The sequence below is a fragment of the Bacillus sp. AY3-1 genome (assembly GCF_008368785.1).
GTDB lineage: Bacteria > Bacillota > Bacilli > Bacillales > Bacillaceae_G > Bacillus_A > Bacillus_A wiedmannii.
Genome location: NZ_QORZ01000016.1, coordinates 537485 through 564251, shown reverse-complemented (window position 1 = coordinate 564251; position 26767 = coordinate 537485). Strand labels below are relative to the sequence as shown.

The window sequence follows — 26767 nt, the reverse complement described above, 5'->3', positions numbered from 1 at the left end:
CTCCCTCCCATTAAACCTGCTTAATTTCTTTTACATTTGCGCTTTTATCGACAGTAAGAACACCCGTATATTCAATGAGTTCAATCTCACAGTTCGCTCCTACTGTAACATTGTTTCCTCTTACCGTTTTTATGTGAGCATAATCAATATCGATATTGTCACCTTCTAATAGTTCAGCCTCTAATTGCATACCAAATACTGATTTAAACAGTCTACTAAAAGTACTTAGTCTATGTTTTACTTTAATCGTTTGACCACCAATTTCTTTCGCTCGACATGTACCGTGAATATTAATATTTATTTCATCGGCGCTTAATAATCCACCAATTGTAAATTGTCCTTCTGAAGAAAAAGTATCCACTTCACAATTCCCATCAATCGTCGCTTGACCATTGACTTTAAATTCTTCACCAGTTACATTTCCACCTACTGTACCTTTTCCTGCAATTTTTAAACTGTTCGCCTTCACATCTTGCGTAATTGTTGCTTTCCCATCAATTCGCATCGTTTCCGCAATAACTGTACCATCAACTTTACCTGATCCACTAATTCTTGCATTGCTACTTTTCAAATTTCCAGTAACAGCACCATATCCGTTACATTCAAATTGGTCACATTCAATATTTCCATTAACAGTCCCTTTTCCATTTAATTGCACTTTATGAAACTCGCCGCCATTCGATGAACCGTAACCATTTATAATCAAATTATCTGTACGCATACTTTCTCCTCCACTACAACAGTTTCGTTTTTAATGCTTGGGTATATTTCATAATCGCTTCGCGTAAAACAATTTTGGTACCTTTTTCAAAAATTAAATCTTCCACGTTTGAAACTAAGAAACATGTAGAAATCCCTAACTTTCGGACGATGATTAAGTCACAAGTTTTATGCTTAATCGCTTCATAATTTTCACGTAAAACTTGCAAGACCATTTTTCCTTCTTCTAAACTAATCTCTCCCGATTGTAGTAACTCTTCTAACATATACACATAAAGAATATCTACAAATTGAAACTCTGTTGTTTTATTCATTTGTTCTATGAAGAATTGTAAAACTGGCTCTGATGCAATTCCTTTACGTAAGACGTCTTCTTTTGTTAAAAGAATTTCTCTAACACTCGGTGAAAACATATTTGCTAGTTCATCAAGTGATAAATCTTCTTTCATCGTTTGGATTTTATCAATACGCTCTAATATCTTTTCTTTCGGAAAAAATGTCTCTTGACCCGTGAATGTTGACTTTCGTACAAACCAATCTTCCGGTATTAAATTTTTTCTTTTCCACCTATATAACTGTCCGTATGAAATACCAGTTAGTTCTAATAAATCTTTTTTTGAAATTAAATCTGTACTCAACTGTATAACACTCCTTCCTGACAACAATGTAACATAACACTGTTACGCTGTAAATAGACTTTTATCATAAGTGGCGTAACAGTGTGTAAAAAAACCTGTTTCACACACAAAAACAGGGTTTTTATGCATCCTATAAATGCGTAAAAACCCTTATATATCAACATGTAAACCATATTTCATAAAAATCAATCCATCCTTGTGAATTAATCATTATATTTTGTACTTTTTCATGAGAAGTTACTTGTTGTTTGTTACGGTATAAAGGAATAATATGAATATGACGTAACAAAGTGTCCTCAATATCGCGTAACAATGTAACTCTATTCTCTAATTGTTCTTGTTTAAAATATGGGAACAACGTTTTATGAAAGTCCATACTGCTTTGCCCATGAATAAAACTGTTTTTTGTCAGATACATATAAAGCAGACTATCTTCTATTCGCTCGCTAATTGTTGCACTATCATGCATCATATCAGCCTTTTGTATCGTACTCATTTCTAATAAATCTTCTATTTCAAGAAAATTATTTTCTACATAAATCCCGTACTTCGCACACTCTTTTTGTATCCATTGTGCATCTTCAACGTGATCTCGTCCTGTAAATGTATAAAGTTGTAGCACTTCATTATGATATTTACTTCTCTTAATTAAACTTTCTATATCTTCCTCAATTTCTACTATGCTTTCATTTGCTAATATTAGTTTCTTTGCCACTTCTCCGCGTTCTTCGCCGAGTTCTTGAACAATTTTATCGCCATGAATAATTTGATGTAGCGCCTTTCGAAGTAGCTCATCTTGCATTGGTCCTTCTTTTACAAGATTGCACGTTACATATGTTACGTTCGATTCAAGCCGAGAAATTTCTTTATTATGTTTTTCTTTATCTTTATACTGCGCCTTTACTAACACGTCATATGTATTTACACTTTGCTCCACATTCAACAGTTCAATTCGATCAAGGAAAGGTCTTTCACGATAATATAAATCATGTGCTTCTAAAACAAATAATTGTGCATTTTTCTCGCGTAATATAAAAGGTCCTGTACCAATAAAGTTTCCTGCTTCATCTTCATTTACGATAGAACACTGTTCTGCACTTAGCATATGTAAAAACATCCTATTTTCCGTATGTAATTGAATTTCAACAACACATTCATCCACTGCACGGACGCTTTCAACATGTTGTAACATCCATGCATGTGGGTTGTTTTCAGTTTTCATAAATCGATTCAATGAATGGATAACATCATGTGCAGTAAGTCGTTTTCCATTATGAAGATAAATGCCTTTTCTTAAATAAAATGTCCAAACCTTGTCAGCGTCATTATATTGCCAGTGAAAAGCAAGTCTTGGCTCTATACAATTTGTTTCCTCATTCACATATACGAGTGTATCAAAAATATGTTTAACCATATGACATTCTGAGCGCATCGTAGCGTAAACTGGATCTAAAGCGATGTCCAGGTTCATTTGTACTTGTAAACGAAGTACGTCTTTTCTTCCTTCAGGTGTCCGTTCTATTTGATGACCAAATATGGAATCTACCCAAGCTTCATACTCTTTCTTTATTGATGGAAATTGTGAGCTGTAGCGTTCTACAAATGAGATTCCACTTTTCACATCTCCTTTTTTCGTTAATTCTTTTCCTTTTTCTAAAATTAATGTCATCGGTTGCTTTTGAAATATTAGTTTAGAACGATTCCCTCTTCCACGCCCTGGAAACCAAGTAATCCAACGTAGTTCTTCTAATTTTTTTATTATTAATTTACTATTACGTTCCGTACAAAATAATGTTTCTGCTATCATTTGTACGGTTACTTCTAATTGTTCTCCTTCTTGTCTCCCTTTACCATAGGCACACCATAGTTCAATGTATTGATCTAAAATAAACATCATATTCCCCCTAAAAGGTGAAAAATACTCCTTATTCTTTCTACCCTTTTTCCAATTCTCCTTTCATCTTATCATTTCAATATAGAAAGGAGGAATTAATATTGAACAATCTTTTACTACGTTATAATAAACCAATCATTATAAGACTGTGGGGCGAATTATTAACCCGAACGACTGAATCTATGTTAGCCATCATTATGATTATTTACGTTAATAAAATGTTAAACGGTAATATAATAATAACCATGCTCATTTTCGGATTACAACCGCTTTCAGATATTTTATTTACAATTATTGCTGGGGGAGTTACTGATAAATATGGACGAAAAAAAATTATGTTACTCGGCTTATTACTACAAGGCATTGCAATCGGCTGTTTCGTCTTTGCTCAATCCGTTTTTATATTTGCATTGTTATACGTCATAAACGGGGTTGGCCGTTCCTTATATATTCCCGCTCAACGGGCACAAATTGCTGATTTAACAAAACAAAAACAACAAGCAGAAATTTTTGCTCTTTTGCATACGATGGCTGCAATTGGTTCCGTAATTGGTCCAATAATTGGTGCTATCTTTTATCAAACTCACCCTGAATATTTATTTATAATGCAAAGCATTACACTTATGGTATATGCAGTAGTTGTATGGACGCAGCTCCCAGAAACTGCTCCAGTACTTACAACACCAAAGCAAAAATTTGAAGTATCATCTCCAAAACAATTTGTACACAAACATTACGCCGTTTTGGGACTTATGATTTCTACAATTCCTATTAGCTTTTTTTATGCTCAAACTGAGACAAATTATCGCATTTTCGCTAAAGATATATTTCCAGATTTCGTATTCATGCTTGCTTTTATTTCAACATGCAAAGCTATTATGGAAATCATTCTGCAAATCTTTCTCGTGAAATGGTCTGAACGATTTTCTATGGCGAAAATTATACTTATTTCTTACACCTGCTTTACGATAGCTGCAATTGGCTACGGATTTTCAGCAACAATCTTGTCACTATTTTTCACATTACTCTTTTTAGTCATTGGAGAAAGTATTGCTTTCAACCATTTACTTCGATTCGTTTCAGAAATCGCTCCTACAGATAAACGTGGATTGTATTTTTCAATTTATGGATTACATTGGGATATATCTCGAACGTGTGGTCCTGTTATTGGTGCGGTTTTACTAAGTAAACTAAACGGTAGTATGCTATTTTATATTTGTGCTTGTTTCTTAATAATTGGGGGGATTATTCAAGCTCTTTTTGTTCAAAATTTAGAGCGTAATAAAATAAAAAAAGATATTTCAGAACATACTCCCCATGTTTTATAGGCTGCGTCCCTCATCCTTTTAACAGTAAAAAGAAGGATGTCACAAAAGTCTCCAGACTTTCGTGACATCCTTTTTTTTTACCCTGCCATTTTATTAATACTATCCTCTGGTGAAAATACTGAAATATGATTTACCTTACCAGTCGATTCTGGAATAATGAATTTCAGCTCAAACTGATTGTTTACTTTATATACATATATTTTATCTTCCCCATTTACCTTAACTGAAGCTGGTTTTCCTAATGCTTTCTCTATTTCTTGTAATGTAATTGATTTTAGCTCTGCATGATAGGAGCGTACATCAAAAACTTGTGATCCTTTATTAAAACCGAAGGAAACATTTTCATTTGTAAAGGTAGCGTACATTCCGTTACCTGCTTGTTCCGTTTTATCTGCTTTTCCCCACGCTTTTTCTATTTCTTCAATATCTCCTGTATGAGCTGCGAACGGAACATTAGGTACTTTTCCTTCTTTCGCTAGTTCAAACAAATCTTTAATGTGGTTAATTGATTTTTGATTTATTACTGTATCTTTCGTGCTTGAATCTGTCTTTGGTTTTGCTGATCCTTCATTATTTGATTTTGCTTCAGGCTCTTTCTTTTCTTCAGAAGAATTATTTTGTTCGTTTTTACTATTTTCAGAGGTTGGGTTTGTTTCCTTTTTTTCGTCTGTCCCTTTACATGCTACTAATGCCAATAGGCATGTAAAAGCGAGAAATAACATAGCTATCTTTACATACACTTTCATACATTTCAGCCCCCTATTATAATCTTATTCCTTTCGATAACCAATCCATTACGCTACTTTTCAAATTATATTTATTCCAAAAAATAAATGCTTCACTTTCTCCTAGTGCTTTTACAACATCCTCTACAAAAGCTGTTCCTAAAAAATAACCAATTCGGTTGTATCCAAAGTATTGTCCGCCAGATAACCGGAACCACTCTTTCTCTTTTTCGAACGTCCATCCTTCTATATAATCTTCCAAAAAACGATTCTTTATTTGTTTTTCATTTTCTATATAGCATTGTAACCAACGTTCACCATCATTGTTATATGAGTAGTACACTGATTCATTTACGCCTTTTATAATTTGCTTTGATAAATATGTTGCAACACCTTCACGATACAAAGTAACTGCCGCGTCAGTCCACTCAGCTTTTGTCCAATCCATTCCATCATTTTGTAACATAACATTATGATATATATGTCCTATTTCGTGAGCGACAATAACACGAAGGTGATTTACATCTGGAGATAATTTTTCTGCCGCAAAAAATATGTCCCCAATAATTTCCCTTTCTACAAATGCATTAGAGCCAAACCCTCCAACAAATAGATGAAAATTCATATTTACATCAAAGTTATATTTATAATGATATTCATTCGTTATCTCTTGAATAATAGTCGGTAAGGTTTCTGCAATGATACGAATTTCTTCTATTTTTGCGGGATATCGTTTAATGGCATTAGAAACTCGTTCTCTCGTATGTGGACAATGATACTTAAAGTATTCTTCAAATATCTCTGGATGCGAAGTAAAGTATTGGTTGAGGACTGCTAATTCTACATCGTTACTTTCCCATAATTTTAAAAAACTTGGAATTGTATTATTTATCATTTTTTCCATCTCCTTATATATCCCTTCTCGCCATTTACACTGCAATCCTTCCTGAAACGTAGAAAAAGCAACAAAGATGAGTCTTCTTTGTTGCTTTTTCTGTTTAATCAAACCATTTATCACTATCAGAAATCCATTTACCATTATGCAAACCATAACATTCATCATAATAATAAGAAAAGCTGTCCAAAAAGGACAGCTTTACATATGTATTTTTACACTTCGATTGACTTACCATCTTCAACAATATGATAAAGTAAGTGAGCTAAATGATGAATTGGGCCATACTCTTCCTCTTCTTCATCTGTTTCACCTTGGAACTCAAGATCATTTAAGTATAGTGCTAAAAATTGATAGTATAGTTTTAAATCAAATCCGTAGCACGCAGTTGGCTCTTCATGATCGCCTTCGTATTGTAACATTAAATATTGATCGTTTCCTTCTGCATCTTCTGCGTCAAAGAATACGAAGAATCCAACGTTTGTATCTAAATCAAATAGATGACGAGTTCCTTTTTCTGTCGCTTTATTGAAGTCCTCTTCACTTAATTTATGTACTGTTGTCGCTTTAGCATTATCTTCTTGATGGAAATTTACTGTAAATGTTTTCAATGCTGACACCTCCTGATTGTATAATACTAGCATAACATATAAAAAGGACTGCTTACAAATGTAAACAGTCCTTACATTCATTTTCGCATTGCTCGTAATAAGAAGCTTACGATGAAAATTAAAACGATCGCACCGATTAAAGCGGGAATAATTGCATATCCGCCAATGACTGGACCAAAACTACCAAGTAATTTCGAACCAATCCAAGAACCGATAATACCAGCAATAATATTACCAATTACACCACCAGGTACGTCCTTTCCAGTAATTAAGCTCGCAAGCCATCCTAATATACCACCGACGATTAAAGACCAAATCATATGATAACCTCCTTTATATTTTACCAATCAAAATATAATTAGAAACAATTGCTTACCATTAGTTATGTTACATTTTTCAATAGTTATTCATACAGATCAACTATTAGATTATTTCAAAGTAATGAACGGCCAGTTTTTCGACTCGAGGTTGATGTTATTCGTAATACACATATTAAGGACAGTCAGGCTTTAATATTGTCCGCATAAACTCTTCTTTAAATGCAGGATAGTTAAAACCAACTGCAATTTTTTGAATTGGTCTATTATCAAATGTTGTTGGCTCGGCTATTTTTCTAAAGTCTGCCACACTTTGTCCTCTTGTTACGTCATTTGTCGTACTAATCCAAACTGCTGACTTTTTATATTCAAAAATATCATCATTAATAAAGGAAATGAACGGAAGTAAATCGTGAATCGGACTTCCAGCAATACCCGGGTATTCTTTTTTATAAAAGTTCTCATAATAAAAATCGATCATCGGTTTAATAAGTTTCGCCTGTCCTGTTCCTTCTTTATTAATAATATCTACCATATCAGGAGTAATGAGGGCTGCTTGCGTTACATTTAACGGATAAATAGTCGCATTTTTTGCGTACTTCATCACAATATTTGCGGCGATTGGATCCCCATAAAAATTAGCTTCTGATACAGGAGTAACGTTACCAGGAAATAAAAACGCACCGCCCATAATATAATATGAACATACCTTATCCATTACATTTGGATATAATAAAAATAACGTTGCCAATGTTGTTAACCGTCCAGTCGCTACGATAATAATATCTTCTGGACAAGGCTCGATTAATTTAATTAACTCACAAAAATTTTCCCTTTTACAAATCCTCATATCAGGTGGAATAATCGGTCCCAAACCGTGATCCCCATGAATTTCAGGAAAGAACAAAGGTTCTTCAGCAGTCATCGGCCTCGCTGCACCCTCAATGATTTTTACTTCTGTAGCATAGTATCTTTCTAAAAAATACACATTTTCCGTTACGATTTCTCGCGATACATTCCCATATTCAGCAACAATACCTATAATATCCAATTGACATGTTTTATTTGCATAAATTAACGCCACCGCATCGTCAATACCAAAGTCTCCAAAAAAGATGATTTTCTTTTTAACTATCCTCACCCCTCTTCAACATAATCTACTATTATTATTATGTAAAAAAGACAAGGCTGTGAAACAGTGCAAACTAAAAAAGCCGCCTATTTATTGGCGACTTCAATCTTTTTATATGATAAATATGCTAATACATTCTTACTTGAATCGTATTTTGGATTATTCCCTTTTCTCGGTTCTCTCATATGTGTTTTTTCAAATCCAGGAATGTCCGGCATTTTCTCCATAAATTCAAGCATTTCTTCTTCAGTTCCTTCAATACGTACGCGAATCATTATTACTTTTCCTCAATTCTCATTTTCTCTGTACTAAGTATAACGTACTTTGAAAAGACTGCAAGAAATTTATCTTTTTAATGTCGCGCTTTTTTTACATACAAACAATGCCATTTCAGTATAAAACGAATTTATTTTATTATTTTCAATTTGAATATTAAAGAATTCTTGCATTTCAACTGGTGTTTTCATCATACACTCTGTTAATTTCATACGTTTCTGCAAAGGTACATTCATCATATCGCACCACCAGTCAAATTCAAATTTCTTGTCAAAAGTAAGACATGACTGCATTTGCAAACCGTGTTTTTCTAACAAGGTAATCCATTCTGTTTTTTTCAGCGCTCGTTCATGACTCGGATCCCGCTTTCTTTCTATAAAATTATAAAATGTATCGTATTCATTATTTTCCGGTGAAACATTATCTATTAAAATAAACAATCCATTATGTTCTAACGTACGATTTACTTCATATATAAACTGAGGTGGATTCGTAAAATGATGTGCTGCAATTCGGCACGTAATTGTATCAAAAAAACCATCAGCAAACGGTAAACTTTCAGCATTTCCAGCAATAAAAGATACATTTTCATGTCCATTACTGATAATAAAATTTTTCGCATTCTCTAACATTTTTTCTGTTAAGTCTAAGGCAACTACTTCTTTAAACAATGGAGCTAATATATTCGCAACATGTCCACCGCCAGTAGCAATATCAAGAAGACGATTATTATGACGAGACTCAACTTGTTGAGCTACATATTGTAAGTCTGGTCCATTAGCATGAATTTTACTTTTTACATATTTTTCCGCATTATTACCAAACTGTTGTTTCACAAGCTCTTCTTTACTCATTTTATCATCTGCTTTCTATTGTTATTTACATATAGGATTCATATAATAATTAAAGTTCTCTTTATGTATTTTCAAATCCTCTTTTCAGCTTACTTCTTATCATGCTTTCCTATCATCAATATAATATAAATTTTACGTTTTATTCCTAAACAAAAAAGGCTACGGGAACTTGTCCCCTAACCTGACTAAATATTTATTACATTTTTACTTTTTCATATACATCTATATAATATAAATCCTCTTTTAACTTCATAATAACGTCTACTTCGTTATAAGTAGCCTCACGAGCATGTAAACCAAATTGATCTATACCAATCCATATCCATCCAGGTGTATGCTGTAGAACATCTATGTTAAAATAATCTAATTTAATAAGCTCCGATTTTATAAATTTATCTTTATTAGCGATTTGTTTATCCATTAAGCCGTATTCTTTTCCATTTTCAAGTAGCGATATAATTTTCCCTAAAATCGGATGTTCACGTATAATAAAATGATATTCCCTTTCGTCTACATTCGCCATAATTAAACGAGAATTAGATAAATCTAATCCCAAACTCGGCATATTTATTTTAATCACCTCCAATATTGGTTTCATCTCCATCCTAACAAACAAATATTTAAATAATATTAATATAATGTAAAAATATAAAGGCTGATTTCCTTTTAGAAATCAACCTTTATATTTTTATATCGTTTCTTTTTCCTCATTATTTCTAGAAACTAAATTTCCAACAGCATCTGCCGTTACTTCAACTACAAATTCACAAATACCTGCTACAACTTCTCCAATTACTTCATCCATCTTTTTTCCCCCTTATTTTATATAACTTATTTGTAGTATAGAAGAGATTGGTTATTTTTAACTATCGGAAAACGTGACAACAACATTACAGTTTTGTAATCTTTTGTAATTTGTTTAGTTTCTATCCTTTGAAACTCCAAGTATGATTAACAAGCATATAGGCCATCATAATATTAATTAAGTTCCAATTATGCTAGAGGAGGTGTGTAAAATATACTACGTAAAATTAATTAAAGGTCAATCATTCTATGCTTTTGATCATCGTTTCTTAATGTCTGAAGAAGAAAAGGTTTCCGAGAAAGTTTATAATTACTTACGTCGTAATGAATTTTTCGAAGTACGTAAAGAAGAATATTCGGCCTGATGTATTAAAAGCATCAAGAAAAATATCATTTAATAGTGATATTTCCTTGATGCTTTTATTTTATTTATCCTTACTTTCACTGAATATGTAATCATTGATTTTATACATTTCGACTTACTTGTTTCATCTATTAACACATCAAATTTTTGACAAATCAAAAAGATTGAAATCCACTCATGAAACACGTAATATAGACTCTGACTCTAAAAAAGTTCGTTATAAATTATACATAAAATAAGGAGGTTTTATATACGAGTTTTTCATTTTAAAAGACGGAGAGGTTTTACATTATGTGGCGTAATAAAAATGTTTGGATTGTGTTAATTGGGGAGTTTATTGCTGGTCTAGGGCTATGGCTTGGTATTCTTGGCAACCTTGAATTTATGCAAAAATATGTCCCTTCTGATTTCATGAAATCAGTTATATTATTTATCGGACTATTAGCTGGTGTACTAGTTGGTCCTATGGCTGGTCGTATTATCGATCAGTATGAAAAGAAAAAAGTTCTTCTTTATGCTGGGTTCGGTCGCGTTATTAGTGTTATTTTTATGTTTTTCGCTATCCAATTTGAAAGCATTGCCTTCATGATTGCATTTATGGTTGCTCTTCAAATTTCTGCAGCATTTTACTTCCCTGCATTACAATCTGTAATTCCACTCATCGTACGTGAGCATGAGTTATTACAGATGAACGGTGTACATATGAATGTAGGTACAATCGCTCGTATTGCAGGTACTTCACTAGGTGGAATTCTTTTAGTTGTAATGAGTTTACAGTATATGTATGCCTTCTCAATGGCAGCATACGCTTTATTATTCCTCTCAACTTTCTTCCTACAATTCGAAGATAAGAAATCAACAACACCAAGTAAACAAGCTGCGAAAGATAATAGCTTTATGGAAGTATTTCGTATTTTAAAAGGAATTCCTATTGCTTTTACAGCACTTATATTAAGTATTATCCCTCTATTATTTATAGCCGGATTTAATTTAATGGTAATCAACATTAGTGAAATGCAACATGATCCAACGATTAAAGGCTTTATATATACAATTGAAGGTGTCGCATTTATGTTAGGGGCCTTCGTTATTAAACGTTTATCTGACCATTTCAAACCTGAAAAATTATTATATTTCTTCGCTGTTTGTACCGCTTTTGCACACCTTTCCTTGTTCTTTAGCGATATAAAATGGATGTCTCTTACATCATTTGGTTTATTTGGTTTTAGTGTTGGTTGCTTCTTCCCTATTATGTCGACAATTTTCCAAACGAAAGTGGAAAAAAGCTATCATGGTCGTCTCTTCTCATTCCGTAATATGTTTGAGAGAGTTATGTTCCAAATTGTCTTACTCGGCACAGGCTTCTTCTTAGATACGATTGGATTGCAATATATGGTTCTCATTTTCGGTGTGATTTCATTATTAATTATTTTCATTTCATTATCTAAACAGAAACAATATGAAAAACAACCTTCGCAATCTGCGAATTTATAGCATAAATAAAGACGCATGGATCATATTAGATTAATCCATGCGTCTTTGTTATATAAAGCCTTATTTATTACGCTTATTATAATTATTTAAAGGAGTACCCTCTTTCACTTTCGAATACAGTATACTAACATGATATATACAGGAGGTGCGAAATTGTCTGATGGTATGCAGTTATTTAGTATCTTTATTTTTGTATTAGCTCTGTTTAGCATCATAAACTTTTTAGCAATTTCCTTATCTGGACATAACTTTAAAAGAAGAATTGTCGCAGGTTTCATTTTTTTACTACTAACTCCTATTGTTTTTTTTGCTACCATAGCATTCGCTTCTATATTCGATAAAGCTGGATTTGGCGCAGGTGGGCTAGCCTTCATTGTTGCAATTATATATATTTTAAATGGAATAGTAATCCTACTTTCCTCTTTATTTTTCCTCAAAAGAGACATAACATAGGCTACTGTACTCGGCATGGATCTGACTTTACACTAGATTCATACTTTTTCAATTCCCCCTTAATTTTTATATGAAATTAAATAATTCTTTATAAAAATTTAAACTTTATTTATTACAATATTCGTATCGTATTCGCACGTTTATTAAAAATGAAAAGAAAGGAGTACAAAATGAAAAAGGTTCTATTAATTATTCCAATATTCATCGTTCTACTTAGCGGATGTAGCAATAATGATATATACGGTTCTTGGGAAGTCATTGACAACAAAAATGGTCTTTGCCCTGCATCTTATAAATTTGAAACAGTTGTAAAAGAAGAAAAGAAAGAAAAAATTATTCAAAACTTAGTAGAGATGCAAACAACGAAGAAAAAAGAAGATTTATACAAAGGCTCATTTGTAAAGAACTCTAATGTATATCACATTGATTATGGTAACTCATTTACATCGGATCAAACTTTAAAAGTTGTCGATGGCAAATTAAATGTATACTTTTATGCAGTGGAAAAGTTATGTACATATAAAAAGAAATGATTACACTTCATATAAGACGCAGAAAATATTTTCTGCGTTTTTTTATGTTTCTCCTTATTATTCTCCCTCTAAATTTGTCAATCGTTTTAATTTTCATAAAAAAATGATAAAATGTAAACATGTGTTTTCAGAATAATTAAAAACGCAGAAAGAAAACACTGTTTTTAGGAGGGGTTTTGATGACTTACACGTTAGCAACTAGAATGAAAGCATTCCAATCTTCTATATTTAGTGAATTAGGGGCTTATAAAAAAGAAAAAATTGCAGCAGGTCACAAAATGATTGATTTAAGTATCGGGAATCCTGATATGCCGCCTGCTGACTTCGTAAGAGAAGAAATGGTACATACAGCAAGTGAAAAAGAAAGCTACGGATACACATTAAGTGGTATTCAAGAATTTCACGAAGCTGTAACTGAATATTACAACGACACTCATAACGTTAAATTAAATGCCGATAAAGAAGTTTTATTATTAATGGGTTCACAAGACGGACTTGTTCATTTACCTATGGTTTATGCAAATCCGGGAGATATTATATTAGTTCCGGATCCAGGGTATACAGCTTATGAAACTGGAATTCAAATGGCTGGTGCAACATCTTACCACATGCCATTAAAGAAAGAAAATGAATTCTTACCTAACTTAGAGTTAATTCCTGCAGAAATTGCCGAAAAAGCGAAAATGATGATTTTAAACTTCCCAGGAAATCCCGTTCCAGCAATGGCTCATGAAGATTTCTTTAAAGAGGTAATTGCATTCGCGAAAAAGCATAACATTATTGTTGTCCATGATTTTGCTTATGCTGAATTTTATTTTGATGGTAAAAAACCAATTAGCTTCCTCTCTGTACCTGGTGCTAAAGAAGTTGGCGTGGAAATCAACTCTTTGTCAAAAAGTTATAGTTTAGCAGGTAGCCGTATTGGATATATGATTGGAAACGAAGAAATTGTTCGTGCACTTACTCAGTTTAAATCCAATACAGATTATGGTGTGTTTTTACCAATTCAAAAAGCGGCATCAGCGGCACTAAGAAATGGCGCTGCGTTTTGTGAGAAAAATCGCGGTATTTATCAAGAACGTAGAGATACTTTAGTTGATGGATTCCGCACATTTGGCTGGAATGTTGATAAACCAGCTGGTAGTATGTTCGTCTGGGCCGAAATTCCGAAAGGCTGGACTTCTATAGATTTCGCTTATGCATTAATGGATCGTGCAAATGTCGTTGTTACACCAGGTCACGCATTTGGACCTCATGGTGAAGGATTTGTACGTATTGCACTTGTTCAAGATAAAGAAGTGTTACAACAAGTTGTTGAAAACATTCGAAATAGCGGTATTTTTTCTCTTGAAAAAATAAATGAATTAGTCAAAAATTAATGGTAACTCCCCTGCTTAACTGTAGCAGGGGTATTATTTATTGGAGGTACTTTCATATGCATATTCAAGACACTCTTCCTCATCGTTATCCTTTTTTAATGATTGATAAAGTAACAAATGTAAAACATGGTGAATCCGTTACGGGATATAAACTGATTTCAAATAATGAGTGGTTTATAAATGATAATCAAAAACATATGCCTCATATGTTAATTGTAGAAGCACTTGCTCAGCTTAGTGCATTTGTAAATACAAGTGACTCTGAAGGTCTAGGCTTCCTCTCTTCGTTGGATGGGGTTGAATTCCACGGAAACGCATATCCCGGTGATAAACTTGATTTACATTATAAGCTTACTCGCAATCGTCGAGGTTTTATTCTCGGTAAAGGTACTGCAACTATTAACGATCAGCCGATTGTAACTATAGAAAAGCTATTAATATATCAAGCAGAATAGAGACGATGTAATTCGTCAGGATATCTCTCTCCTACAAATTCGTCTCACCAACATGAACAGAGTAAACAAATTACTTGGTTAGGAGCAGGAAAATGGAAAGTACTATCGGTATCGATGCTGGAGGAACATTAACGAAAATTGCTTATTTGAACGAACAAAAGCAATTAGCTTTTGAAAAATTTTATTCAAATGAACAAGATAAAATAATAGATTGGCTTAAGAAAAACACTCGTATAAAACAAATATGTATAACAGGTGGTAAAGCAACACGATTACAGCAACTACTTTCAGACTCATATAAAATAGTAGAACTAAACGAATTTGAAGCTACTCTTGTAGGTGTCCGATACATATTAAAAGAAGAGCAATATGATATAAACAACTTTATTTTAACAAATATCGGTACAGGTACTTCCATTCATTACGTTTATAATGACAAATATATTCGAGCTGGTGGAACCGGTGTTGGCGGTGGTACTATTATGGGGCTTTCAAAAATATTAACAAATATAGATCATTTTGAAGATGTAATTCCTTTAACAAAATCAGGTTCTAGAAAAGAACTAGATATTACGGTTGGTGATATTTATGGTGGCATTCTCTCACCTATTGATAATAGCTTAACTGCAAGCAATTTTGGTAAAGCTACCAAAACAGATTCAAATTTTAGTAGTGCTGATATACTAGCAACTGTGCAAGGACTTGTCGGTGAAGTTGTTACTGCATTAAGCCTTCAATTCGCCGAAACAAAAAACATTGACCATATTATTTATATTGGTTCCACTCTATGTAATAACGTACACCTTCAAAATATTATTAGTAGCTACACAGTATATCAAAATAAAACACCAATCTTTTTACAAGATGGTGGTAATAGCGGTGCGATTGGTGCTTTACTTCATGCTACGAATAAAAAAGGCTGACTTTTGTCAGCTTTTTTGCAACGGTACTTCAAATTCAATAATTGATTCTCCACCCTCTCCAATTCGCTCTACACTAATTCTATCAATTACACATTGTAACTTTTCAGGTAAACTACGAATATCCTTGGCTACTTTAGCAGCTAACTCCTCACTACTTTTTCTTCTCACTGTTACATGCGGTATGTATAGAATATCTGCTCTCAAAAATTGTAGCAAAGGACCTGTATATAATTTAGCGTGTAATTCTTCTATCTGTTCTTTCCCTCTCTCCACTTCCAAATACAAATAGTTTCCTACATTAGTGATACAATTTGCAAACTCAATTTCAATTTTGCCTATCCCTTTTGCTAAATTCAAAATATGAGATCTTAATTCATCATTTGAAATATTACTCTTAAACGGAAATACAATTGTTATATGCGGTGGAATTAATTCAAATAAAGGATCATGTATTTGTCTAATATTCTCTATTTTATCGATGGACATATTATTTAGAAAAACTAAAATTGTACGCATTTTTATCCCCTCTACTTTCCCTTATTTTAATATGTATCATATTCTATAACTGTCTTGCACTTCAACAAATTATTTTACTTACATGTAAAAATAAAAAACTTCTCAAATGAGAAGTTTTCATATAACATGATTACTATTTTCCCGCCAAACTTTTCTAAACTTTATATAACAAGCAATTCTCCAGGGAATGATATACGATACTGCAACTACGTAAAATAATAAACCAATCGTTTGTTGATCTAAATCAACAATATATTGCCTTGAACCATATCTCAAAACGACAAGTCCAATAAAAGTAATTAAAAAAGCAGCACTTTTTTTCGTATAAATATTCCCATCATCTCTTCGCTCATAATTTGTTAAAACTATAAGTGGTACGGCGAAAAGAATTCCAATGAATGCTGCTATTATAACTTCTAAGATAGCTGGATGCACGGGACCAAAAAACCATAAAACACCTGGTGTTAAAAATAGTAATGGCCACAAAATACTTTTCCCCGTCCCCTTTATTGGCTTATGCATAGATCGGTAACGACGCCAAAATATTAATAGTGCAATGCATAAAAAGACGGTTATTAATGAAGAAGTATCTCCCATTTACTCTTCCTTCTCTCTAAAATAATAATCTATTACTATTTTCAAACTGTTCGTTCAAATGATACTTTCCGAATAAATATACTACTAGTTATACTATAAAGAACAGTTAATCCAATTGAAATAACGGTAAAATATGGAATATCCACTAAAGATCCATCACTCGTAAATAATAAACCAGTTACCCCTGCTTCCCCATAAAGCACACTATTTGTTGATAAGAAAAGGGATCCACCAATCATAAGACCAATCCACTGAAATCGTTGTTTAAAAACTACTACAACTTGAAAGAAACATGCTGTTGTAACATAAAATAAAAATTGCAAAATAAATTGTTGTACCGATTGCTCCCCAAAACTAACATTTACTAAATTGTATTTTACATCTTGCAAAAGCATTACTTGAAGAAACGAAAACATTGCGGATTGCAATACGATATAACAAATCGCTCCGATGAAATATTGGATTCTCGTTACACCGAATGAAACTGCTAAACGAAATAGCTCATCTTGTATGATGAAAACACTCCCTACTATAAATAACATAATTGCTATTGAAGAGTTATTTATAATTTCAGGTAAATAACCAATGTTCGCTCCAGTTAAATGAGCAGCATTTAAAGCTCCTTTTATTAATAAAGCTACAATCCAAAATATTATAATTGCTTTATAATGAAAATTTATATGTAACTTCAACTGCTTCATTAACATCGTCATTTCACTTCACCACCCGTTATGTGTATAAATAGTTTTTGTAATGTAATACTATCAATCAGTAACCCTTCTTTTTCAAGAGAGTAATAATCTTCATTAGATAGTCCTTCCCATATAACAGCAATCCCCTTATTTCCATAAACTTCTCGATTTATTACTTTTTTATTGATTGAAAACTCATCCACTTTATCTTTTTTCCCTGAAATAATATGACCTTGTTGTAATAAATCATCCACAGATGATTGAACAACCAGCCTTCCTTCTTTTATGATAATTACCTCTTCGATAACATGAGTTACTTCTTCTACTAAATGTGTTGATAATATAATTGTTCTTGGATACTCACCGTAATCTTCTAGTAGTAAACTATAAAACAACTCGCGATGTGCTGCGTCTAAACCTGTAGTTGGTTCATCAAAAATTGTAATTGGCGCTCTACTTGCCAGTCCTTGAATAATTCCGACAACCGTTTGCATGCCATGTGATAGTTTGTGATATTTCTCTGTCATATTAAGCTGAAATTTGCCCGCTAGTTCTTCAGCAAACTGCTGATTCCAATTTTTATAAAACATGTTACATAACTTAAAAATTTCTTTTACTTTATAACTTAAATGAGCTTCTTCTTTCACTCTAACGAAACAAATATTCTGCATCGCTTTACTATTTTCAAAAACATTTTCACCAAATATTGATACGCTACCACTACTTGAAGTAATTTGTCCTGCAAGTAAATTCAATAGTGTCGTTTTTCCTGCCCCGTTTCTACCGAGCAAACCATATATTTTATTCTCTTCCAATGAAATCGTTACTTCATTTACTGCTATTTTCTTTTTATATTTTTTCGTTACGGTTTTTGTTTCAAGTGCAATCATCCCTATTTCCCCTCCTTCGTAATTTTTTGAATCATATCCATCAATTCATCTTTTGATATTTCTAGTACTTTTGCTTCTTCCCACACTTTAGGTAAATATTCAGTCATAAAAGTATTTTGTCTTTTTTTAAGTACGACTTCTTTCGCTCCCTTTGCAACAAACATCCCAATCCCTCTCTTTTTATATAGAATCCCTTCATCCACTAATACATTTACCCCTTTAGCTGCAGTAGCTGGATTTATTTGTAACATCTTCGCAAATTGATTTGTTGATGGAACTTGTTCTTCTTCAAGTAATATGTCTTTTAAAATATCCGATTCAATCGTTTCTGCAATTTGTAAGTATATTAATTTATTTTGTTCCAGAGTAGGTTTCACAATTTCACCACCTTAGGTTCATAGGTTCATTACTTATGTAATTAACCATACCACACGAAAATATTTATTTCCATATATTTCTTTCACAAAAAAAGAGTCATCCGTTTAAGAATGACTCTCTTTCTAAAATGTTGAAGTTTCAACTCTTGTTCTCAAATTCTTTTCATTTCAACTGCTGCACCGGATATTTAGCAAATAAAGCTTTCCGAAACTCTTTATCATTTATAAGCATTGTAATTTTTTCATTATTATCGTTAAGGAACTTTACTACTTTCTTTTTATCCCATATATCATTTTCTTTTGGAAAATCATCAAATTTTTCATACAAGATTGATAGTATATCTTCTCTTTTTATCGTGAAATTTTTATTTTCTACTTGAAACTCGTAACTTTTCGCATTTGGTACTAAAATCGCTAGATAAATAACGTTAAAGAGAAAATTCTTCTCCATTGTGTCCTTGCCATCAAACCAATACGTCTCAACCATGTCTTCTGTCAGAGTTCCATTTGCACCATAGTTTACCTTTATACTTTCATTCTCCAAACTAATACTTTGAAATGTATCACCACCGGGTAAATGATTAACAATTGCAACTACATCTGAGTTATTACCAACGTATGTCCCAGCATATTTCTTAAAGTCACTAGGTTCAACATCAGATATTTCTTTTATTCTTTCTCTGCTAGAACAAGCAGTAATACATAAAAAAATTGTTAGCATAACAACTACATTACGATGCATATATTTCATTTAGCATCCCCCATTTTTATCGATATTTCGCTAATTACAATACATCTTCTCAAAACCCTTTAAATATACGCATTTTAATCAAAATTAAAAATTTTCGCTTTTTATGTTTACAATTATCCATTAATTGTATATACTTACTAACGTAAGAAAAATATTCTAAAAGGAGGTCGAAGGAAATGATGAAATTACAATTACATGCTTTAACTTTAGCGTTAACTGCACCTTTGTTTTTCGGACAATTAAATATGAATTCGACCACCCTAATGGAGAATTGAAAATCGCACTTTATTTCTATTAATTCATAAATTCGCCACAGGAGGTCGTATACTTTCCTGTGGCTTTTTGACGCCCAGCCATAGGAGAACTATATCTTCCTGTGGCTTTTTTGTGCGATTTTTTAGCCTCTTATATTATTTTTTAAAGAAAGGAGCAACATTCGATGACTATTAGCGTATTGTTTTTAAGTATTACGATTCAAAGAAATACAATTTCCAAAGATGAAATTTTTCATAATGAGCAAATTGAAAAAGCTATGAATGATGTTAAGGAGCGCCAAGCGCTTTATTGTGATCACCTGTAATTCCTTTTCGAAAGGAGGAATTCATTTATGACTTTTCATATTTTCTTTTTTACAACTGTACTTCAGAAAAATACTTTATCTGAAGATGAAATCATTCGTAAACAACAATTAAAACAACTGACTGATAAAATGACTGACATTAAAAGTTCATACTATACGCAAATGTATTAAAAATATATTTTAAAGGAGCATTCCCTTCATGAAATTTAAAGCATTCTTTTTAATAATCACCATTCAAAAACGTAAGCTTTCTCAAAGTGAGATTATGCATGAGCAACACATTCAAACTATTATGGACGAAGTAAAAGAGCACCAAGCTTCTTATTATAGCCGTCTTTTCTAAATAACTTTTAAAGGGGAAAAAACAAATGAAATTTAAAGTATTCTTTTTAACTATTACGATTCAAAAAACTAAGTTCTCAGACAGTGAGATATTGCATGACCATCAAATTAATAAAGCTATGGAGGATGTAAAAGAACGTCAAAGTCACTACTGTAGCCATCTATAATTCCTTTCGAAAGGAGGAATGTATCATGAAGTTTCACCTTTTCTTTTTAACAATTACAATTCAGAAAAAAAACTATTCTGATGCGGAATTAAAACAAGAACAACAATATAAACAGGTTATAGACGAAATTCGAGATCGTAGAAGCAAGTACTACTCTCATCTATAATCTTTTAAAAATATAATATTTGAAAGGGGTCGATTATGATGTTGCTAGCACGCTGTAAGGAAATGATTTGGATAGTTCAGAGGGATTCCACATAGTTTTATTGGGGCTATATCATACAAGTTTATCGTTATATTTGATATGTAATAAATATATAATAAAAGTTTATGCATACACTTTTTTACATTGATTAACAAACAAAAGATACACCACTTAAAAAGCGGTGTATCTTTCTCAACTTATACTATTTTCGATTACTTCGTTTCGTCTTAAACAATCTCACTAAGTTCGATACAACTGTTTTTGTTACTGCATAAACTGGTACTGCCAAAATCATTCCGATAATTCCCGCAAAGTTACCTACCCCTAAAATTAAAATAATAATTGTTAACGGATGGATATTTAATTTTGAACTCATAATACGCGGTGAAATGATGTTACTTTCAAATTGTTGTACAATTGTTACGATAATAATTACGTACAACGCTTGCATCGGAGATACGAACAGACCTACAATAACAGCTGGTGCTGCACCGATAAATGGACCTAGGTTAGGAATGATATTTGTAAATGCTGCTATAATTCCTAAAACGAAAGCGTACGGTAAATCGATAATTAAATAACCGATAAAAGTAAAAGCACCTACAAATATACAAACGAGCGCTTGTCCTTGAATATATGCAGATAATGTTTCGTTCGTTTCCTTAATGATACGAAGTCCTTCTTCACGGTAAGACTCAGGTAATAGACTAACTGCTTTCCCTGGAAACGCATGTCCATCTTTAAACATATAAAATAAAATAAACGGTACTGTAAAGATAACTAATGCGACGTTCGTTATAATACCAAATAAAGCCGTTGCACTCGACGTAATTGTGTTTGGTATATCCTTTAAGTATTCAATTGCATTTTTTTCAATTGTTTCAATGGAAACATAGTTTTGTGTAGATAACCATTCAAACAATCTATGATGGGATAAATCTTGTATGTATAGTTTTCCCTCTTTAATATAACCGGGCATATTTTTTACTAAATCCATTAACTGTTGCGAGATCGTTGGAACAACTACCCCAACTCCAACTGCAGTTAATGTTATAATAAAAAGATATAACAGTAAAATCGCTAAATTTCTAGGTACTTTTTTATTCTCCAAAAAGACTAACAATGGGTTAAATATGAAGTATAAAAATAACGCGATTAAGATTGGGAAAAACAACGTTGATATGAAGATACCAATCGGTTGAAATAGAAACGATATTTTTGTGCAAATAAATATGATCGCTACAACCATTAGCACTTCTAATGTCCAAAAGTGCACTTTCGATTTCAAAAAAACGTCCTCCTTTAAACTAGCACTTCTCTTCATTGTACCAAAATAAGCAAGAATTTCACATAATATTTTCCTTTACAATATTCCAAAATACCAATAAATACACTACAATGAGATTACATACAAATTTGCAGGTAAAGGTGATAAAAATGACACAATGCATCATATGCAGAAAAGATACGAAAGAACTTAGTGAACAATATGTCATCCCCGAAATATTATGTGGATATTATTTCACAAACTCAATTTGTGATACTTGCCATGAACAAATGACAGCAAATATTGATCGCCCCTTAATTCGGCATAAATTAAGTCAATTTAAGATTGAGCAAATGAAAAAACAAATTGATTCCCCGCTCTATACGAATGAACATGGTGAGGAACTTGCGGCTGCTGAGACAGATGTTGTTGAAGTAAGTGATGAAATACTTTATTCCAATGCATTAATTATGAAACTATGTAAAAAGCACGATATTTCGCTACATAATGAAATTTGGAAAGAAGAACGTGTAACGAAAGTAGCTAGCTCTATTCAACGTGAATTACTTTTAGATAACCGTAAATACAAAATGAGTGTATTAAAAACAGCTTATACTTTCGCTGTCCAAGCTGTTGATGGCTATTTTGAAGATCCAGATGCGATTGTTATTTCTAACATTCTATCAAATGCCGATTTTATGGAATTAAAAGAAAAAAGTATAGTTCGCGATTTAAGTAAAAGTTCTTTATGGAATACATTAAATACAAATAGCGAGAACCATTACTTTATTTTATTAAGTGATAAAGATGGCCTGTTCTGTTTCATTCGTCTATTTGATATATTTGACGTTGTCGTTCATTTATCAGAAAAGAGATATGAACTTTCATCTCCAATTGTCGGCGTAAATGATGTAAATAGGCAGGAATTTTATGTCCAAACTTTAAAACAGTATATGGATGGGCTATTTAAAGAAAAAAAACCTACTATTTAATCGAAATCAGAACATACGGTCTCCTTTCTTGATGAAAAGACACTGTGTTATAATAAGTATGAAAAGAACAATACAATCACATAAACCAATTATTAATTGTAAATAAATAAAAAAGACCAGTGTGCGGCTACACACTAGTCCACGTAACTTAGCAGATTGGATTGTTCATTTATCCTATTTGTTTCTTACAAACAAAACAACCCACATTCTATTGGCATAGGTGGGTTGTTATTTTTTGAGCTTGTCTATTAAAACGACGACGAACGTTAACAATGCAACGAGAAACAGTCCACCCTGCAGTAGCAACGCTATTTCACTCACGTATTATCACCCCCCTCCTATTTGGAGAAGTGATAATTGAACAACCAACCGTACCTTAAGTTACTATTTAATTTTACCATATTTTCTAATAGTTTACGACGAAAACCCGCAAGTGAAATACTTGCGAGTTTTTTTATCCCGTATTAACAGGCAGTAAACAAAATGAAGCAAAACATAGGTGAAACTGCCTGTTAATGGCCGATTGGTTCAACTTTATTTCTCACTATTTTTTTAATGCATATGCATCAGCTATCATTTCACCAACAATTTTATTTTCTTGTTCCTTCTCGTCTTTCAATAAAGGAAATAACAGTTCTGCCACTTCATATGCCTCTTCTAAATGGGGGTATCCTGATAATACAAACGTATCAATTCCTAACGCTTCATATTCTTTTATTCTTTCTGCTACTGTATGCGGATCTCCAACAAGCGCAGTGCCAGCACCACCTCTTACAAGCCCAATTCCAGCCCATAAGTTAGGACTTATCTCTAACGACTCTCTCGTTCCTTTATTTAAATGTGTCATTCGTTTTTGTCCAACTGAATCATATCTTGCAAATGTTTTTTGAGCGAGCTCAATTGTTTCATTATCTACATATTGAATTAACCTTTCAGCCTCTTCCCATGCTTCTTCTTCTGTCTCTCTTACAATTACGTGTAGTCTAATACCAAATCGTACGTTACGCCCCTTCTCTTCCGCAAGTTTTTTTACTTCATCTATTTTCTCTTTCACTTGCTCTGGTGGCTCTCCCCAAGTTAAATATACATCACTATGTTCAGCCGCAACTTCTTTACCTGCAGCGGACGATCCGCCAAAATAAATTGGTGGATACGGTGTTTGAACCGGAGGAAATACAACTTTACTCTCCGTAACTTTAATATGTTTTCCTTCTAAAGAGATTGTTTCACCTTGTAATACTGACTTCCAAACCTTTAAAAATTCATCTGCTGCTTCATATCTTTCATCATGTTCAAGATACAATCCATCACCTTGCAATTCAACAGGATCTCCTCCAGCTACTACATTAATAAGTAATCTCCCATCTGAAATTCTATCAAATGTAGATGCCATCCTCGCTGCAACTGTCGGTGACATTAGCCCTGGTCTAACTGCTACTAAAAATTTTAATTTCTCTGTCTCAGCCGCAAGAGCTGATGCCAACACCCATGGATCTTCACACCCTTGACCAGTTGGAAGTAATACACCCGAATATCCTAAATAATCAGCTGCAGTTGCAACTTGTTTATAATAACCATACTCAGCTGCTCTTCCTCTTTTTGTCGTTCCTAAATATCGACCATCTCCATACGCCGGAATAAACCATAATAATTCCATACCTTTACACACCCCTTATTTATTTTGAAACGTATACTAACATACTCTATATAAATTACCCCTAATAATTTATATGTTAATTCCCTGTCTCTCCTTTAAAATTATCTCGCCATCTTAAAAACTTCACTTCTAGTAAACGTACGAGTGAATCAGAAAACTTTCCAACGAATGCAAAAATAATAATGCCGACAAATACGATATCTGTATTTGAAAATTGCCTTGCATCCATAATCATATAACCGATACCTTCTGTAGATCCCATAAGTTCTGCTACTACTAAACTCACCCATGCAACTCCTAATGATAATCTTGCTCCTAGTAATAGGTTCGGCAATGCTGCTGGTAAAATTAATTTTGTAATTAATTTTCTTTTACTAAACTCTAACACTCTGGCAACATCGAATAACTTTGAATCTACACCTCGTATCCCTAAAAACGCGTTTACGTATAGAGGAAAAAATGCACCGTCCGCAATTAATAATACTTTCGATGTTTCTCCAAAACCGAACCATAATACGAAAAGTGGCGCAACAGCTAAATGGGGTACAGTTCTTAACATCTGTACAGATGGATCTAAATATTGCTCACTTCTCGTTGAAAATCCAACAATCGTTCCTAAAATAATTCCTAAACTCCCGCCGATAAAGAAACCAGCCGCAGCCCTAAATACACTAATACTTAAATGACCGAATAACTCTCCTGTTTTTATAAGTTCTTGAAAAGCTAGTAATATATCTAATGGCGTTGGTAAAACTGTTTTAGAAACTAAATCGAATACGCCGGCTAACTGCCAAATAATTAATACGATAATCGGTATAGTAATCGCTCTTACTAGCACTTTTCCATTCTTCTTTCGCACTTTCTTTACATTGTTTTTGCCAATCGTTATACTCGCCCTTTTCATAAAAGCTTTCGTATTCTCCAATTTACAAAACCTCTTTTCATTTCGCCTTTAATGCTTTTTCTACGAAAGAATTATCTACAACTTTATCTGTTTTGATTTCTTTCTTTATAGAGCCGAGCTTATATTGAAAATCCGCTGTCTTTTGCTGTTCGGCTATTATTTCTTTCGTTACCGGAACTAAAATTGGTTTGTCGTGATTAAACACTTCTTTTACAATTTCGGCATCTATTTTCTTTGCAGAAGTATATATTTTTATCGCTTCATCTAAGTTTGACTCTTGCCATACACGAGCTTTTTCATAAACTTTAAGGAATTTCTCAACTAATTCTGGATGCTCCTTCGCAAATTTTGTTCTCGCAATTAAAAACTCTGGTGAAGAAACATTTAATCGTTCACCATCTGCAATAACCTTTGCCCCTTTATTTAACGTATGTAGTGAAATGAATGGATCCCAAACGGCCCATGCATCTACTGATCCGGATTCAAATGCCGGCTGCGCTTCATCTGGTTGCAGTTGAATGACATTTACATCTTTCGCATTTATACCTTCTTTTTCTAATGCTCGATATAATAAATTAAATGCGCTACTTCCTTTTGCTACTGCAATTTTTTTACCTTTTAAATCTTTTACACTCGTAATCTTGCTATCTTTTTGTACAAGAATCCCTGTTCCTTTTCTCGCATAACTTGTATTAGCAATTTCAGTAAATTCAATACCTGCAGCTTGCGCTGAAATAACTGGGGAGTTCCCCACTTCACCAAAATCCAACCGATTTGATGCGATTGCCTCAAAATAAGGAGGTCCGCTTTGAAACTCTGTCCATTTCACCTTAACTCCTTCTTTTTTTAACTCCTCTTCAAACCACCCTTTTTTCTGTGCCAGTAAGAGCGGGCTTAATCCTTGCTGTATACCAATTTGTATTGTTACATCTTCTTTCTTGCTACTCGCTGTGCTTTTGTCACACCCTAATAAAAATATAGATATAGCTAATGCAAAAGAAAGAACTTTTCCTTTTTTATACATATATAATCCAC

At 32.9% G+C, this 26767-nt stretch carries 36 protein-coding genes; 14 read left to right on the top strand and 22 right to left on the bottom strand.

Annotated features, from left to right (window positions below):
- Positions 1-10: 10 nt before the first annotated feature.
- From DN389_RS14205 to DN389_RS14195, 3 genes are all read right to left on the bottom strand, one after another.
- Positions 11-721, bottom strand: coding sequence for a bactofilin family protein (locus DN389_RS14205; protein ID WP_098189783.1), 711 nt, complete (start codon positions 719-721; stop codon positions 11-13).
- Positions 722-734: 13 nt separating this feature from the next.
- Positions 735-1358: a YhbD family protein gene (locus DN389_RS14200; RefSeq protein ID WP_098802882.1), complete on the bottom strand. Its 624-nt coding sequence runs from the start codon at positions 1356-1358 to the stop codon at positions 735-737.
- Between the two features lie 157 nt (positions 1359-1515).
- Positions 1516-3252 carry an ABC transporter substrate-binding protein gene (locus DN389_RS14195; protein ID WP_149237293.1) on the bottom strand — a complete coding sequence of 579 codons (1737 nt, stop codon included), beginning with the start codon at positions 3250-3252 and terminating at the stop codon, positions 1516-1518.
- Between the two features lie 101 nt (positions 3253-3353).
- Between DN389_RS14195 and DN389_RS14190 the strand changes: the two genes are divergently transcribed.
- Positions 3354-4580 carry an MDR family MFS transporter gene (locus DN389_RS14190; RefSeq protein ID WP_098802884.1) on the top strand — a complete coding sequence of 409 codons (1227 nt, stop codon included), beginning with the start codon at positions 3354-3356 and terminating at the stop codon, positions 4578-4580.
- 77 nt (positions 4581-4657) lie between these two features.
- Here the strand turns inward: DN389_RS14190 and DN389_RS14185 are convergent, their stop codons facing one another.
- From DN389_RS14185 to DN389_RS14150, 8 genes are all read right to left on the bottom strand, one after another.
- On the bottom strand, positions 4658-5326 hold the full coding sequence (locus DN389_RS14185; protein ID WP_098189779.1) for a YjgB family protein: 669 nt from the start codon (positions 5324-5326) through the stop codon (positions 4658-4660).
- Between the two features lie 16 nt (positions 5327-5342).
- Entirely contained in the window at positions 5343-6200 is an 858-nt protein-coding gene (locus DN389_RS14180; protein ID WP_098802886.1) for a gluzincin family metallopeptidase, read from the bottom strand.
- A gap of 215 nt (positions 6201-6415) precedes the next feature.
- The gene (locus DN389_RS14175; protein WP_000847587.1) at positions 6416-6811 is read right to left on the bottom strand and encodes a hypothetical protein; all 396 of its coding nucleotides are present in this window, start codon (positions 6809-6811) and stop codon (positions 6416-6418) included.
- A 77-nt stretch (positions 6812-6888) separates the two neighbouring features.
- Positions 6889-7131, bottom strand: a complete 243-nt coding sequence (locus DN389_RS14170; protein ID WP_000638305.1) for a GlsB/YeaQ/YmgE family stress response membrane protein — start codon at positions 7129-7131, stop codon at positions 6889-6891.
- A gap of 172 nt (positions 7132-7303) precedes the next feature.
- Positions 7304-8269, bottom strand: coding sequence for a nucleoside hydrolase (locus DN389_RS14165; protein ID WP_098189777.1), 966 nt, complete (start codon positions 8267-8269; stop codon positions 7304-7306).
- A gap of 77 nt (positions 8270-8346) precedes the next feature.
- Complete coding sequence (locus DN389_RS14160) at positions 8347-8535, bottom strand: DUF3970 family protein (protein ID WP_000621879.1); 189 nt, start codon at positions 8533-8535, stop codon at positions 8347-8349.
- 69 nt (positions 8536-8604) lie between these two features.
- Positions 8605-9390, bottom strand: coding sequence for a class I SAM-dependent methyltransferase (locus DN389_RS14155; protein ID WP_098189776.1), 786 nt, complete (start codon positions 9388-9390; stop codon positions 8605-8607).
- A 196-nt stretch (positions 9391-9586) separates the two neighbouring features.
- Positions 9587-9955, bottom strand: coding sequence for a hypothetical protein (locus DN389_RS14150; protein ID WP_098189775.1), 369 nt, complete (start codon positions 9953-9955; stop codon positions 9587-9589).
- A gap of 451 nt (positions 9956-10406) precedes the next feature.
- Between DN389_RS14150 and DN389_RS14145 the strand changes: the two genes are divergently transcribed.
- The 7 genes from DN389_RS14145 (at position 10407) to coaW (ending at position 15795) form a co-directional block, all read left to right on the top strand.
- On the top strand, positions 10407-10559 hold the full coding sequence (locus DN389_RS14145) for a YqbF domain-containing protein (RefSeq protein WP_071723536.1): 153 nt from the start codon (positions 10407-10409) through the stop codon (positions 10557-10559).
- A 290-nt stretch (positions 10560-10849) separates the two neighbouring features.
- Positions 10850-12052, top strand: a complete 1203-nt coding sequence (locus DN389_RS14140; protein WP_000269247.1) for an MFS transporter — start codon at positions 10850-10852, stop codon at positions 12050-12052.
- A 153-nt stretch (positions 12053-12205) separates the two neighbouring features.
- Entirely contained in the window at positions 12206-12505 is a 300-nt protein-coding gene (locus tag DN389_RS14135; RefSeq protein WP_098802889.1) for a hypothetical protein, read from the top strand.
- A 170-nt stretch (positions 12506-12675) separates the two neighbouring features.
- On the top strand, positions 12676-13038 hold the full coding sequence (locus tag DN389_RS14130; RefSeq protein WP_060487121.1) for a hypothetical protein: 363 nt from the start codon (positions 12676-12678) through the stop codon (positions 13036-13038).
- A 179-nt stretch (positions 13039-13217) separates the two neighbouring features.
- The gene (locus DN389_RS14125; protein ID WP_142343662.1) at positions 13218-14417 is read left to right on the top strand and encodes an LL-diaminopimelate aminotransferase; all 1200 of its coding nucleotides are present in this window, start codon (positions 13218-13220) and stop codon (positions 14415-14417) included.
- 56 nt (positions 14418-14473) lie between these two features.
- Positions 14474-14872 (top strand): 3-hydroxyacyl-ACP dehydratase FabZ family protein, encoded by a 399-nt coding sequence (locus DN389_RS14120; RefSeq protein WP_087983795.1) that lies wholly within the window; start codon positions 14474-14476, stop codon positions 14870-14872.
- Positions 14873-14964: 92 nt separating this feature from the next.
- Positions 14965-15795: a type II pantothenate kinase gene (gene coaW / locus DN389_RS14115; RefSeq protein WP_098189772.1), complete on the top strand. Its 831-nt coding sequence runs from the start codon at positions 14965-14967 to the stop codon at positions 15793-15795.
- A 6-nt stretch (positions 15796-15801) separates the two neighbouring features.
- Here coaW and DN389_RS14110 read toward each other — a convergent pair whose 3' ends face one another.
- The 6 genes from DN389_RS14110 to DN389_RS14085 all read right to left on the bottom strand — a co-directional run bounded on the left by DN389_RS14110 (position 15802) and on the right by DN389_RS14085 (position 19618).
- On the bottom strand, positions 15802-16311 hold the full coding sequence (locus DN389_RS14110; protein ID WP_098189771.1) for a 2'-5' RNA ligase family protein: 510 nt from the start codon (positions 16309-16311) through the stop codon (positions 15802-15804).
- 117 nt (positions 16312-16428) lie between these two features.
- Positions 16429-16908 (bottom strand): CcdC family protein, encoded by a 480-nt coding sequence (locus DN389_RS14105; RefSeq protein ID WP_064469807.1) that lies wholly within the window; start codon positions 16906-16908, stop codon positions 16429-16431.
- A gap of 41 nt (positions 16909-16949) precedes the next feature.
- The gene (locus DN389_RS14100) at positions 16950-17621 is read right to left on the bottom strand and encodes a DUF4052 family protein (RefSeq protein ID WP_060487127.1); all 672 of its coding nucleotides are present in this window, start codon (positions 17619-17621) and stop codon (positions 16950-16952) included.
- Complete coding sequence (locus DN389_RS14095) at positions 17618-18490, bottom strand: ABC transporter ATP-binding protein (protein WP_098189770.1); 873 nt, start codon at positions 18488-18490, stop codon at positions 17618-17620. Before DN389_RS14095 ends, DN389_RS14100 begins: the two co-directional genes overlap by 4 nt.
- Before the next feature lie 2 nt (positions 18491-18492).
- On the bottom strand, positions 18493-18867 hold the full coding sequence (locus tag DN389_RS14090) for a GntR family transcriptional regulator (protein WP_000805192.1): 375 nt from the start codon (positions 18865-18867) through the stop codon (positions 18493-18495).
- 163 nt (positions 18868-19030) lie between these two features.
- A complete protein-coding gene (locus DN389_RS14085; protein ID WP_149237292.1) occupies positions 19031-19618 on the bottom strand; it encodes a DUF4825 domain-containing protein in 588 nt (195 codons plus the stop codon).
- Positions 19619-20057: 439 nt separating this feature from the next.
- Between DN389_RS14085 and DN389_RS14080 the strand changes: the two genes are divergently transcribed.
- Genes DN389_RS14080 through DN389_RS14060 form a run of 5 tightly spaced genes read left to right on the top strand, consistent with a single transcriptional unit; the run spans position 20058 to position 20873 of the window.
- A complete protein-coding gene (locus DN389_RS14080) occupies positions 20058-20198 on the top strand; it encodes a YrzI family small protein (RefSeq protein WP_000156189.1) in 141 nt (46 codons plus the stop codon).
- A 27-nt stretch (positions 20199-20225) separates the two neighbouring features.
- Entirely contained in the window at positions 20226-20369 is a 144-nt protein-coding gene (locus DN389_RS14075; protein ID WP_000142721.1) for a YrzI family small protein, read from the top strand.
- Positions 20370-20397: 28 nt separating this feature from the next.
- On the top strand, positions 20398-20541 hold the full coding sequence (locus DN389_RS14070; protein WP_060487131.1) for a YrzI family small protein: 144 nt from the start codon (positions 20398-20400) through the stop codon (positions 20539-20541).
- Positions 20542-20566: 25 nt separating this feature from the next.
- Positions 20567-20707 (top strand): YrzI family small protein, encoded by a 141-nt coding sequence (locus DN389_RS14065; protein ID WP_000669812.1) that lies wholly within the window; start codon positions 20567-20569, stop codon positions 20705-20707.
- A 25-nt stretch (positions 20708-20732) separates the two neighbouring features.
- Positions 20733-20873 carry a YrzI family small protein gene (locus DN389_RS14060; protein ID WP_064473550.1) on the top strand — a complete coding sequence of 47 codons (141 nt, stop codon included), beginning with the start codon at positions 20733-20735 and terminating at the stop codon, positions 20871-20873.
- Between the two features lie 241 nt (positions 20874-21114).
- On the opposite strand, the gene DN389_RS14055 is transcribed toward DN389_RS14060, so the two are convergent.
- Complete coding sequence (locus DN389_RS14055; RefSeq protein WP_000837880.1) at positions 21115-22200, bottom strand: AI-2E family transporter; 1086 nt, start codon at positions 22198-22200, stop codon at positions 21115-21117.
- Positions 22201-22349: 149 nt separating this feature from the next.
- Here DN389_RS14055 and DN389_RS14050 point away from each other — a divergent pair, with 149 nt between their 5' ends.
- Complete coding sequence (locus DN389_RS14050; RefSeq protein WP_060487133.1) at positions 22350-23171, top strand: HNH endonuclease; 822 nt, start codon at positions 22350-22352, stop codon at positions 23169-23171.
- 228 nt (positions 23172-23399) lie between these two features.
- On the opposite strand, the gene DN389_RS28805 is transcribed toward DN389_RS14050, so the two are convergent.
- The 4 genes from DN389_RS28805 to DN389_RS14035 all read right to left on the bottom strand — a co-directional run bounded on the left by DN389_RS28805 (position 23400) and on the right by DN389_RS14035 (position 26756).
- The gene (locus DN389_RS28805) at positions 23400-23492 is read right to left on the bottom strand and encodes a putative holin-like toxin (protein ID WP_001289320.1); all 93 of its coding nucleotides are present in this window, start codon (positions 23490-23492) and stop codon (positions 23400-23402) included.
- A 223-nt stretch (positions 23493-23715) separates the two neighbouring features.
- Positions 23716-24828: an FMNH2-dependent alkanesulfonate monooxygenase gene (ssuD, locus tag DN389_RS14045; protein ID WP_098802896.1), complete on the bottom strand. Its 1113-nt coding sequence runs from the start codon at positions 24826-24828 to the stop codon at positions 23716-23718.
- Positions 24829-24904: 76 nt separating this feature from the next.
- On the bottom strand, positions 24905-25753 hold the full coding sequence (locus DN389_RS14040; protein ID WP_098802898.1) for an ABC transporter permease: 849 nt from the start codon (positions 25751-25753) through the stop codon (positions 24905-24907).
- Between the two features lie 16 nt (positions 25754-25769).
- On the bottom strand, positions 25770-26756 hold the full coding sequence (locus DN389_RS14035) for an aliphatic sulfonate ABC transporter substrate-binding protein (protein WP_149237291.1): 987 nt from the start codon (positions 26754-26756) through the stop codon (positions 25770-25772).
- Between the last annotated feature and the right edge of the window lie 11 nt (positions 26757-26767).

What these genes read in the sequence shown, in the direction of transcription:
- DN389_RS14080 (WP_000156189.1), top strand. Translation starts at nt 20,058, where the DNA reads ATGACTATTAGCGTATTGTTTTTAAGTATTACGATTCAAAGAAATACA.
- DN389_RS14065 (WP_000669812.1), top strand. Translation starts at nt 20,567, where the DNA reads ATGAAATTTAAAGTATTCTTTTTAACTATTACGATTCAAAAAACTAAG.
- DN389_RS14205 (WP_098189783.1), bottom strand. Translation starts at nt 721, where the DNA reads ATGCGTACAGATAATTTGATTATAAATGGTTACGGTTCATCGAATGGC.
- DN389_RS14160 (WP_000621879.1), bottom strand. Translation starts at nt 8,535, where the DNA reads ATGATTCGCGTACGTATTGAAGGAACTGAAGAAGAAATGCTTGAATTT.
- DN389_RS14110 (WP_098189771.1), bottom strand. Translation starts at nt 16,311, where the DNA reads ATGCGTACAATTTTAGTTTTTCTAAATAATATGTCCATCGATAAAATA.
- DN389_RS14060 (WP_064473550.1), top strand. Translation starts at nt 20,733, where the DNA reads ATGAAGTTTCACCTTTTCTTTTTAACAATTACAATTCAGAAAAAAAAC.
- DN389_RS14075 (WP_000142721.1), top strand. Translation starts at nt 20,226, where the DNA reads ATGACTTTTCATATTTTCTTTTTTACAACTGTACTTCAGAAAAATACT.
- DN389_RS14150 (WP_098189775.1), bottom strand. Translation starts at nt 9,955, where the DNA reads ATGCCGAGTTTGGGATTAGATTTATCTAATTCTCGTTTAATTATGGCG.
- DN389_RS14185 (WP_098189779.1), bottom strand. Translation starts at nt 5,326, where the DNA reads ATGAAAGTGTATGTAAAGATAGCTATGTTATTTCTCGCTTTTACATGC.
- DN389_RS14125 (WP_142343662.1), top strand. Translation starts at nt 13,218, where the DNA reads ATGACTTACACGTTAGCAACTAGAATGAAAGCATTCCAATCTTCTATA.
- DN389_RS14085 (WP_149237292.1), bottom strand. Translation starts at nt 19,618, where the DNA reads ATGAAATATATGCATCGTAATGTAGTTGTTATGCTAACAATTTTTTTA.
- DN389_RS14050 (WP_060487133.1), top strand. Translation starts at nt 22,350, where the DNA reads ATGACACAATGCATCATATGCAGAAAAGATACGAAAGAACTTAGTGAA.
- DN389_RS14035 (WP_149237291.1), bottom strand. Translation starts at nt 26,756, where the DNA reads ATGTATAAAAAAGGAAAAGTTCTTTCTTTTGCATTAGCTATATCTATA.
- DN389_RS14100 (WP_060487127.1), bottom strand. Translation starts at nt 17,621, where the DNA reads ATGACGATGTTAATGAAGCAGTTGAAGTTACATATAAATTTTCATTAT.
- DN389_RS14195 (WP_149237293.1), bottom strand. Translation starts at nt 3,252, where the DNA reads ATGTTTATTTTAGATCAATACATTGAACTATGGTGTGCCTATGGTAAA.
- coaW (WP_098189772.1), top strand. Translation starts at nt 14,965, where the DNA reads ATGGAAAGTACTATCGGTATCGATGCTGGAGGAACATTAACGAAAATT.
- DN389_RS14170 (WP_000638305.1), bottom strand. Translation starts at nt 7,131, where the DNA reads ATGATTTGGTCTTTAATCGTCGGTGGTATATTAGGATGGCTTGCGAGC.
- DN389_RS14120 (WP_087983795.1), top strand. Translation starts at nt 14,474, where the DNA reads ATGCATATTCAAGACACTCTTCCTCATCGTTATCCTTTTTTAATGATT.
- ssuD (WP_098802896.1), bottom strand. Translation starts at nt 24,828, where the DNA reads ATGGAATTATTATGGTTTATTCCGGCGTATGGAGATGGTCGATATTTA.
- DN389_RS14105 (WP_064469807.1), bottom strand. Translation starts at nt 16,908, where the DNA reads ATGGGAGATACTTCTTCATTAATAACCGTCTTTTTATGCATTGCACTA.
- DN389_RS14070 (WP_060487131.1), top strand. Translation starts at nt 20,398, where the DNA reads ATGAAATTTAAAGCATTCTTTTTAATAATCACCATTCAAAAACGTAAG.
- DN389_RS14130 (WP_060487121.1), top strand. Translation starts at nt 12,676, where the DNA reads ATGAAAAAGGTTCTATTAATTATTCCAATATTCATCGTTCTACTTAGC.
- DN389_RS14095 (WP_098189770.1), bottom strand. Translation starts at nt 18,490, where the DNA reads ATGATTGCACTTGAAACAAAAACCGTAACGAAAAAATATAAAAAGAAA.
- DN389_RS14155 (WP_098189776.1), bottom strand. Translation starts at nt 9,390, where the DNA reads ATGAGTAAAGAAGAGCTTGTGAAACAACAGTTTGGTAATAATGCGGAA.
- DN389_RS14180 (WP_098802886.1), bottom strand. Translation starts at nt 6,200, where the DNA reads ATGATAAATAATACAATTCCAAGTTTTTTAAAATTATGGGAAAGTAAC.
- DN389_RS14140 (WP_000269247.1), top strand. Translation starts at nt 10,850, where the DNA reads ATGTGGCGTAATAAAAATGTTTGGATTGTGTTAATTGGGGAGTTTATT.